Raw genomic sequence first — 10430 nt, 5'->3', positions numbered from 1 at the left:
TTATACTTCATATTGAGCGTCCTCCTTCAATTAGGGCAGTGAATGTCGAACCATTCCGAGACCCAGCATACAGGAGGCGCTTTTTCTTTTCAAAGAGCAAATTACTTCATTACAGGAATGGCTCCTTAAAAAAAGATTCATTTTTTTGTTCATATAAAGATTAGAAGAGCAAATCTATTCTCAAAAACCAATTGACAAATTTTATGATGAAATCATATAGTTTTAATATGATATTGAAAATCATTATCAATTAAGTTCCGATTGGAGTCAGAAAAGGAGACTGTACATGAATAAAGTAATCACTGTGTTAGCGCTATTCTCAATTATTTTGCTGAGTGCTTGCGGCAATTCTTCCAACAACCATAATGCAAACCATAATGCGCCTAACAACAGCAGCGGTACATCCACACAGACCGTGGGCGAAGTAAGCGAAACCATTACCTATCCATCCGAGAACGGTCCTATCCAAGTGCCAAGCGAGCCAAAACGAATCGTCGCTTTGACAAACGCGCCGAACATACTTTCTTTGGACAGCACGCTCGTCGGAGTGGATCAATGGACGTATAATAATCCCCTATTCACTGAAAAGCTGGAGGGTGTCGAAATCGTATCGGAGGAAGATTTGGAGAAAATCATTGAGCTGGAGCCCGATCTGATTATTGCTGGAACCCACATGAAAAATCTCGACAAACTAGATCAGATTGCGCCGACGGTCGTATACACCTGGGGCAAGTTAGACTACCTGAATCAACAGCTAGAGATCGGTAAACTGCTGAATAAAGAAGAGGAAGCACAAGCATGGATTGACGACTTTACACAGCGGGCCGAAGCGATCGGCGCAGAAATTAAAGCGAACAATGGCGAGAATGTAACCGTATCGGTTTTGAGACGGATTCCAAAAGCTTCTATGTCTTCGGAGATAATTGGGCAAGGGGAACAGAAATTTTATATCAAGCCATGGGTCTGCAGATGCCAGAAAAAGTGAAGCAGGACGCCCTCGATGCAGGGTACTATACATTGTCGCAAGAGATATTGTCCGAATATGCGGGCGATTACATCGTCCTCAGCAGAAGTACGGCTAGCGACAACGCCTTTATGGAAACGAGCGTGTGGAACAATATCCCTGCGGTGAAGAATGGCCACGTCATTGAGATCGATACAGAGGCATCCTCCTACAGCGATCCGACAACGCTCGAATACTTGCTGGACATCTTCGAAAAAGGATTTTTAGATAAAGAATGACCATGTTCGTCATCTGTACTGTTCCGGCCTTCATGTAACCTTTGAATATATCCTTGAATATCCCCCCATGATGTTGCATAGATCGCATTTCTATATGCCTGCATATTGTCTTACATATGCCACAAAATAAATTCAGGCTCGCGACAATGGCTTTAACATTATGGGGGGATTCATTTGATTACGGCACCCTTTTCAACTCAAGCCGTTGACAGGAAGAACATTGCACAAAGCACACCAAACTAAGACCATCCGGCTGGCCCTCGCCTTGATAACGAAACTCCAACAATGAAGCGGGCTCTCACAGCTTCTATTTTACGTGCCGCAAAAGGTTCGGTACGGAACGTTGGATGGTGCGGGCGGTGTGCAATACTCAGCTTGGTCGGGAGTATGCGCATAAGGTCTCGAAAGCACGTCAAGAAGACGTCCCATTACCTTGAAGTCCTCATGTTCTACCGCAGCTTCCAGCGCTTCTTCTACCTTATGATTGCGAGGAATGACTGCCGGATTGCTGCGACGCATCTGCAGATGTGACTCTTCTTTGGATTCCTTCTGCTTGTCTAATCTCGCCTTCCACTGCTCCTTCCACTGAGAAAATTCATCGCTGCCAAATAGATCGGAACCCTCCGTCTTATCGAAAGTCAGTGCCAGGAAAGTATTGGTGTAATCCGCTCGGTACTTCTGCATCAATTTCAGCAAGCTTTGAATGAGCATTTCGTCTTCTTGTTCCTCATGCAGTATACCTAGCTTTGCTCTCATTCCGGCAAGCCAATGATGCTGATACAGCTCGGGGAAGTCGGAAATGGCATCTTGAGCCAGCTTGACCGCCTCTTCTTGATCATGATGAAGCAGCGGCAGCATTGCTTCGGCGAATCTGGCGAGATTCCAACCGGCAATGGGTGGCTGATTGCCATAGGCATACCGGCCATGTCTGTCAATAGAGCTGAACACCGTCGCTGGGTCGTAGGTATCCATGAAGGCGCAAGGGCCGTAATCAATGGTTTCGCCACTGATGGCCATGTTGTCCGTGTTCATCACTCCATGAATAAAGCCAACGAGCTGCCATTTGGCGACCAGCGAAGCCTGACGCTTGATCACTTCCTTGAGCAGTGAAAGATAACGATTCCCATCATCATTCACGTCCGGAAAATGTCTTTGCAAGGTGTAATCAGCAAGAGCGCTTAGCTCTTCGGTCGTCTCCCATGCTGAAACATATTGAAAGGTGCCGACGCGCAAATGGCTTGAAGCTACACGGGTCAGAATAGCGCCCGGCAGATCGGTTTCACGAATAACGGGCTCTCCGGTAGCTACCACCGCCAGGCTGCGGGTCGTAGGAATCCCAAGCGCATGCATGGCCTCGCTGATGATATATTCGCGCAGCATCGGTCCAAGTGCGGCCCGGCCATCACCCCCTCGGGAATATGGGGTTCTGCCTGAACCTTTCAGCTGAATATCAAATCGCTCACCCGAAGGCGTGATCTGTTCACCGAGCAGTACGGCTCTCCCGTCTCCTAACATCGTAAAATGTCCGAATTGATGCCCCGCATAAGCTTCTGCAAGGGGCAAGGCGTCTTCCGGAATGTGATTACCTGCGAGCACCTCAACGCCTTCATGGCTTTGCAAAGCTTGGGCGTTCAGTCCTAAGGATGCTGCCAACGAATCATTCAGAATGATCATTTTCGGTGATCTAACAGGAGTCGGAGTTTGCTTGGTAAATAAAGATGCCGGCAAACGTGCATAACTGTTATCAAAATTCCATCCTGTATGGATCATTGCTTTTGTCCTCGTCATTGTGTCTCCTTTTTAATGGCTCTTTGTTTTTCTATTACAATTCCCATTATTATTTTCTCCATACCGCACCTTGCCTTTTTCGATATATACTTCGGTAATGCATCCATATAGGATGAAGCCACTCCTCGCCTTAGTCGGAGTGGCTTGCCTATTTTTACGATGTCTTCGCGCTATCCATATGCCCACCTATTATTGGTTCTAAAAAAGCCACCTGTCGCTTGCCGACTTTGAAACGATCCAGACGTTTATACCTTATATTCGAGATCTTCTGCTTCTTATCGGCGACGATACAAATAATAGATGTGGGCTTTAGCATTTCATAAAGATGCTCGAGCAGCTTTTCAATTGGATGATCGGAATCGTCTTCGCTCTTCCACTGCACCATGTCCCCATATGGAACATCTGTGATGACTAAATCAACAGACTTTGGTTTTAAACGGTGTTTAGAATCTGTTGCATCCGCTTGAAAATAGTTGTACATCAACGTTGAATTTCTTTGGACGATTTGTTTTTTTAGCAGCAAGGCACTTTCTAAGGCCTGCTTATGTGAATCTTTTCCGTATTCCAATATCATCTTATGGATCTGATCTATTCGTGCTTCCATACCATCAGCGTTAATCAAAAATAAATTCTTTGCTGCTAATTCGAGGACCTTATCGTCAATATCCGACCCAACTAACTGGCTCAAATCACCGCCATGAAGCAGACCCAGTGTCGTTAACAAAAATGCCCCGCCGCAGCAAGGATCATAAACAGTATATTGTCCTCCGGCACCCTTGGCTTTAAGATAAGACTTCGCGCGTTGAAATAATTCGCTGGCTAACCGTACAGGAAACGAGGTTGTGCCTTGTGCATTGTACAAGACCCTTCCGCTTGCAAAATCCTCGTAGTTTTTTGGAACTTTTTCAAATATGTACTCCATACCGGTTCATTCCCATTTATTTAGTCCATCTCCATAAGATACATGATGGTCAGCGGTTGGCCCATGTGATGGTTCCTATGAATTAAGTATCATGTAAGCAACACCAGTATACCATAAGTTGAAATGTACACATCAAAATTCACGGGGTTCAAATCGTGCATTATGATTTAAAGACAGACCACTCCGCCGCTTTGATGAACAACGGAGTGGTCTGTCTCTACATTAAAAACCGCGCATTCGCTCCCATGACCTTCGGTGTATACATTTGCGACGGCATGGGTAGGTTATCGCCCAACTGCTTGATTTAATTCGTCAGCTCTACGCAATCATAGACCCAACCTGCGCTTAACCAAGGTCCTAAATCACTGGAACCGCTGATAGGTGTAATGGTTATTGTATTGCTGCCTTCTACGAAATATGACGAAGGGATGCTCCAAGAGAACGTCGCATTATTGCCTCGGTACGTACCAATGGTGAAGCTGCGAGATCTTGGCTGTGATGAAGCGGCAGGATTGCTTAAGGTATGACCATTGATCGTCACGCTCGGGCGACCATTGTTATAAGCGGCGGTGATGCCGATGTTCAATACATGGGACGACGACGCTTGTGCAGCATTCAGATTAAAGGTGACGGTCGTTGGAGAATTTTGCCCACGGAACTGCACAGCTGGAAACTTATTGGTTGCGCTGCCGACGGCATATGTCACCGGTCCCCAGCTCGGATTGCGGCTGTCCGATGGATGTCGGATCGGGATCGTCTGTCCGTTCATTAATTCCCATGGCGTGCCGTCCCAGTTTCCGATCCGCCAAATGGTTGGTGTGGTGCTGGGGTCGCCTGTAATCGTACGGGTGTTAAGCGTCGTCGTTGCCCCCGCGTTAACATTCACGGTTTCGGTATATACGGCCAGTTCCCCTTTATATACCGTCATGACATAAGTACCTGGAATTAGGCCGTGTTTTACAGCCGAGCCGGAAGAAGTCGCCGTCGTCCAATATTGGGCATTGCTGTTCGCAAAGCCGATCGTATACGTATAGCCGGGATCCATCCCGTTGAGGCCGTTAAGTACGACATTCCCGCGGCTCGATACCCAGCCCTGTAAATTCAGACCGGACATCCAGCTGAAATCCGGCACACTCGGTGTCCCTCCCATCGTGAAAACAAGCGCATAAGGTCCATGTAATCCAAGGCGCCAATCTTCTGTCTGGTTATGGCCGGAATTCATATAATTATAGATTTCCGTATCTCCGCCGCTCTGGAACTGGATATCACGGAAGAATGGGCCTCCCGAGCTTTTCTCCCGATTCCCGTAGGCCATAAATACACCGACGCCGTTGCCCGTCGCGCCCCGAATCGTTAAATCCTTGGCTTGGTCATTGCCATAGTATTTGGATGTAGTGTACCCATTGGAATGGCCATACACATCCGAGCTCTCGATCGCTCCCGTTGAACCGCGATTATCGGAATGTACCGGAACATTGGTTAAGACATTGCCATTTCCACGGAAGATGTATCGCAATTCACCTACAGACGGCTGAGCGGTGATATATGTTGCCATATAGATGATATTCTCCCCTCCGCGGGATGAATAGTAATGCGTGAGCGTATCCGTTGAGACGGTAATGAGCACGGTCGATCCTGAGGGGGATTTGCCCCACGTGACCGTAGCAGCAGACCCCAGACCTGAACCGATATGGGATTTCTTGCCCGAGCTGCTTAATTCCGTGCCGTTCATCTTGGCCGAAGTCAAATCGCCATTGTCTTTGTTAATGGTATATTCCAGTCCCGCTCCCGTATTGACCACAATCGTAGATCCATTATCTGTGACGTAGACGGTTGCCGCATACCCGCTTGCTGCCGGGAATAAGCTCACCGCTGCAACAATCGCGACGACGAAAAACAGTTTCACAGCCCGACTCGAACAACGTTTGATCATCATCGATAAATCCCTCCATTCTATATTTGTATCGTTTCTCTCCCTTGAAGCAAGCCTTCGTCCTGGTGTCGGTTGCACCCATTGGATAAAGCGCTTACATTTTATGGTGGGTGAACGAAACGCTTGCTGTTTTTTAAAGAACCACCTTCCTTATGCACCATCCTCAACCTATTGCAATTTCATACTTCAACTTCGAGCCACCACCTCCTCAAAAAGAAAAAACTCCTTGCATCTCGTAACACAAGGAGTTATCTCTATATAATCATAAAAAGACATAAAATAGCAACTGCTCTATTTCAAATGCATGACAATTTGGCTTTTGCTTTGTTTAAAGTGAAACTATTCATTAAAGGCTGCTCGCTTATCGTTTCCAGATGCGATACAGAATAACGGCTGCCTCGGCACGGGTGAGAAGATCGTGCGGCGCTAGTGTGCCGTCCTTACCATGAACGATGCCCGACTTGACCAACGCGGTTGCACTGTCCCTCGCATAGGGTGTAATGCTCTCTGTATCAGCATAGTCTTCCAAGGATCCATCAGCATCTACTGGCTTTCCAACCGCTGTCAGCGCGCGTTCCGCAAGCACCATCATATCTTGACGTGAAATAGAGTCTTCCGGTCTAAATACATTGTTTCCGGTACCGGATACGATGCCTAGCTCCTTCGCGATGCGCAGCTCATGGGCATAGTAAGCTGACGAAGAAACATCTTCAAACATTGCTGCATCCCTACCTGTTCCCTGTAATTCAAGGGCTCTGATTAATAATGCGACGAAGTCTGCTCGCGTGATCGCTTCCGCAGGTGTGTAACTATCTTCGCTTGTTCCATGAATGACATCGCGGGCTGCCATCACTTCGATGGCTTCTCTCGCCCATGGTACGTTCTGCAGATCCCCGAATGTCTTAAATACGGAGGCCACCGCGAACGTGCTGAAATGTGTCGTTCTGAATACGACACTGCCACTCGCTGCATCGTAACGACCATTCGGAATCGTCGTAATGCTAGAAGCGTCATCGACGTACCAGACGACGATGTGGTCTGGATTTTCCAGTTCCTGCGCATTAGGCGTATAAGGTATGGATACCATAACAGGAGCATCCGGATTGTTCCAAGCGATGACCTGTCCATCGACTTCGAGGCTGAGCTCGATCACGGGACGATCTCCAATTCGTTCCTGTGCCGCCGCATCCAAGACTTCTGGAGAGGCTTTAGCTATGCCGATCGATACTTGCTCGGCTTCTTCTAACCGATTCGACAGCATATTGCTTGGAACTTCTACTACCGCCATTTCGGTCTTGATCCGCAGCACGAAGTCTCCTTGACCTTGCAAGCTTGGCGCGGGCAGCTTCACTTCGAATGATTCACCGTTCGCCGGCTCAAGCAGCTCGATGACGATCTGTTTCTTCCCATTCGCCTGTGCCGCAGCCTGATCAAGCGCCCGCTGCAAATCTTTGTTCGTGATCGTAGCGGTGGTGCGTCCATTGATCGTCTGGAAGGCTGGCTTGATCGTCACAATACCATCCTTGACTTGGAATTCCACTGTTTCTATCCTGGGTATCCATACCCCGCCGGTATATCCTCCGCCACCGCTGCCAGGACCTTCATCATTATTCAGCGTCAGCACACCAAATACCGACGGATCGGTATAACCCATACCGGTCATATCGTTCCACGTTGCAACACTTTGCCGCACGCCGTCCTTCGCGTCATTGATCTGAACGTCAAAGCCCAGCTTCGCACCATCAGCTGGTGTCACCGCAGTAATGGGAATCTTCATTTCAACCGTATAGCTCGTACCCGTCACTTTAGATTGTGACTCGAATCCCTCCGATATGCTGGGCGGATTGAACGAGGTATCGCCAGCAAAGCCTACCCTATACTGTCCATCGTCCTCCTCATAGAACGAGGTTTTCGCGTTGTTCTGATCCAGGAATACTTCAACGGAATCCTGCTCCCATGCGTTCGCGTTGCTCTTATCAAGCTGCGTGTCGCTGACCTGGATAAGCACATACAGGTTCGCTTCGTCCCATAGTGCCTTCGCGATGCCACTGGCGCCCTGCCATGCCATCTGATAACGATCAACCGTCATCTCAGCGGTTTGGCTCCACACTTCATCGATTTCTCCATCGATGACCGGCGTACCGTATGCGGCCGTGGACTGGGTCGCTTCCTTATCCTCTGGATCGTAATCTTGGGTGAACTTTACGGGATCAATCACCGCATCGTATGCCGGCTTCGCCTGCAGATTCTTATCGAACAACGTCGGATTAGTTGCGGACCTCCAGCTCGAACCGTCATCCAGCCCCCATACGGTTACGCGCGAGATATGTTCGGCGTGAGCCTTGTATATATTGAACAATTGCGCATATAAGTATCCCTGCGCGTTCGCCTCTGCCTCCGATAGCTGATAATTACTGCCCGCCTGAATATCCAGCTCTGTGATGCCTACTTCCACACCTAGAGAAATAAATCGCTCCAAGGATTTTTCCACATTGGCGGGGTTGGTGTTCACACTATAATGGCCCTGCATCCCTATGCCGTCGATCAAGCGTTGGCCGGGGTGCTGCTCTGCATACCTCTCATTGATCTCCTTGACCATGTTGTAAATAGCCAGAGCTTTATTTTGATTATCATCGTTATAGTCGTTATAATACAGCTTTATATCCCAGCCCTTCTCGTCCAATACTTCTCTCGCTGCCAAGAACGCCTGCTCGATATAGTCTGGACCAATGGCATGGTACCAAGGGGATTGGCGCAGCGAAGCTTCCCAGTCGTCCGGATTGGGCGGATTATCGTTCATGGCTTCGTTCACCACATCCCAAGAGATCACTCTTTCGCCGAAGTGCTCCACGACCGTTCGGATATGCGTTCTTAGATTCTCCAGCGCTGCTTCCCGATCCAAGTAGACGGTATTTCCTTCTGCATCTTGTGCCGTGTTCATCCAATCCGGGGACTGCTGATGCCAGACGAGCACATGCCCATGCATCTTCATGCCTGCATCCAGAATTTGATTCACCATTTGGTCCGCCGCTTCGAACGTAAAGCTGCCCTTCGTCCGCTGAAGCGCGTCCGGCTTCATGGCGTTGCCTGCCGTCGCTAAATTGTGATGCATCGTGAGAAGCTCGAATCTAACTCCTTCCAGATCCTCTGCGGTGATCGCGTTTCCGAACAGGAAGTCATCTTGGTACACCTCTTTGATCGGCATCAAATCTCTCTGAATATCGACGGGTCCCGATCCTGTCCGCTCAAATCGAATATCATCGATATAGAACGATGCTGTACTCTGGTTCGCACTTTCGATATAAATCGTTAAGTATTCTCCGCCCGCATTCGTATAACGATAGGTTCCTTCAAACAGAACCCAGCCGTCGCTGACGCCAATGGTTTTGGCCGCAAGATTTACATAGTTGGCGCTGCTCCCATCCGCAACCTGTGTGGACAGCTGCAGCTGCGAGCTAGCAGGCTCGATCAACTTCACCCAAGCCGATATTTTATATTCATAGCCTAGGTCCACATATTGTTCAACACGAAGGGAAGGCCCATGCCAATTTTCACTCCTGCCCTCAACCTTCAATGCATACTTGCCGCCCTCGGTATGATTGGCCTCGTCCGTTACGGTCAGCGTTTCCGTGCCTGCCCGACCTGTAAAGCCGCTGAATGATTGATCCTCAAAGGTGATGGCTGCAAATGCCTTAGCCGGCGGTCTCGGAGGCTCTTCTGAGGATCCCTTCTCAGTAATCCATATCTCCCCAATATAGAAAGGCACACCGGCCCCCTCATCATTCGACTGAATCCGAATGCGGGTGTCGCCAGTGCTGGAGTCAAGCGTGAACTCTTTACTCAGTGTCACGGCTTCACCGGCTTTAAAATCCGCTCCTGCCAAAAACGCATAGCTTTGATCCGCCGTCTGTAAATATGCTTGCGCCCCCGCTGGCACGGTCACACTCGCATCGACGTAAACCTGTGCGGTAACCGTATATGTGCCGCCATCCTTTAAACCCATATCGGCGTAAAAAAAGTCCGCAGCATCCCAATTATTTGCTCGGTGGTTTACGTATAAAGCCGCTCCGTCATCGTTTCCGTCAAATCCTTTGCCCGTGACAGCCATCAAGATGGCACCGCCTGACGGCTTTGCTGCGCCCATGCCGTCCTTAAAAGTTTCGTGATATATCACCTTCTGGTCTGCCGATTCTGTCGAAGCTGTTGTTTCTGCCCTTGCGGCCGGAGCAAGCCATCCGATCGGAATGAATAAAGCCGCTGCGAGCATGACACAAATGACCCGCTTCATCGTTCGCTTCATCTTTAGCATCCTCCCAACAATGCAATGGATTCATTAAAACGCTTACATTTTTGGATAGATCCTCCTTTCCACCTCGCATTATATCAGCCTCTCAAGCATTCATTTACCGGTTAAACTATAGAATGTACTTCAATTTTTTAACTATTATTGTTTTGTGTAATTCGAGTTTAAACAGAACGAAACCACCCCTTCAGCAGGAGTGGTTCCATATTCAAAATGCAGTATGATCCTAAAAAGGATGGATT

Annotated in this window: 4 protein-coding genes and 1 pseudogene; 1 reads left to right on the top strand and 4 read right to left on the bottom strand. The window is 48.5% G+C overall.

Annotation, left to right across the window (positions count from 1 at the left end; genetic code table 11):
• Positions 1-286: 286 nt before the first annotated feature.
• Positions 287-1242, top strand: a pseudogene (locus ACFPXP_RS13065) (iron-hydroxamate ABC transporter substrate-binding protein).
• Positions 1243-1554: 312 nt separating this feature from the next.
• Here ACFPXP_RS13065 and ACFPXP_RS13060 read toward each other — a convergent pair.
• From ACFPXP_RS13060 to ACFPXP_RS13045, 4 genes are all read right to left on the bottom strand, one after another.
• The gene (locus tag ACFPXP_RS13060) at positions 1555-3030 is read right to left on the bottom strand and encodes a protein adenylyltransferase SelO (protein ID WP_379894694.1); all 1476 of its coding nucleotides are present in this window, start codon (positions 3028-3030) and stop codon (positions 1555-1557) included.
• 154 nt (positions 3031-3184) lie between these two features.
• A complete protein-coding gene (locus ACFPXP_RS13055; protein ID WP_379894693.1) occupies positions 3185-3952 on the bottom strand; it encodes a hypothetical protein in 768 nt (255 codons plus the stop codon).
• A gap of 304 nt (positions 3953-4256) precedes the next feature.
• The gene (locus ACFPXP_RS13050) at positions 4257-5888 is read right to left on the bottom strand and encodes a rhamnogalacturonan lyase B N-terminal domain-containing protein (protein ID WP_379894692.1); all 1632 of its coding nucleotides are present in this window, start codon (positions 5886-5888) and stop codon (positions 4257-4259) included.
• A 358-nt stretch (positions 5889-6246) separates the two neighbouring features.
• Positions 6247-10185, bottom strand: a complete 3939-nt coding sequence (locus ACFPXP_RS13045; RefSeq protein WP_379894691.1) for an endo-1,4-beta-xylanase — start codon at positions 10183-10185, stop codon at positions 6247-6249.
• Positions 10186-10430: the final 245 nt, after the last annotated feature.

The organism is Marinicrinis lubricantis, from assembly GCF_042658665.1.
Classification (GTDB): domain Bacteria; phylum Bacillota; class Bacilli; order Paenibacillales; family KCTC-33676; genus Marinicrinis; species Marinicrinis lubricantis.
This window is presented reverse-complemented; position numbering and strand designations above follow the sequence as displayed.

What these genes read in the sequence shown, in the direction of transcription:
- ACFPXP_RS13050 (WP_379894692.1), bottom strand. Translation starts at nt 5,888, where the DNA reads ATGATGATCAAACGTTGTTCGAGTCGGGCTGTGAAACTGTTTTTCGTC.
- ACFPXP_RS13060 (WP_379894694.1), bottom strand. Translation starts at nt 3,030, where the DNA reads ATGACGAGGACAAAAGCAATGATCCATACAGGATGGAATTTTGATAAC.
- ACFPXP_RS13055 (WP_379894693.1), bottom strand. Translation starts at nt 3,952, where the DNA reads ATGGAGTACATATTTGAAAAAGTTCCAAAAAACTACGAGGATTTTGCA.
- ACFPXP_RS13045 (WP_379894691.1), bottom strand. Translation starts at nt 10,185, where the DNA reads ATGAAGCGAACGATGAAGCGGGTCATTTGTGTCATGCTCGCAGCGGCT.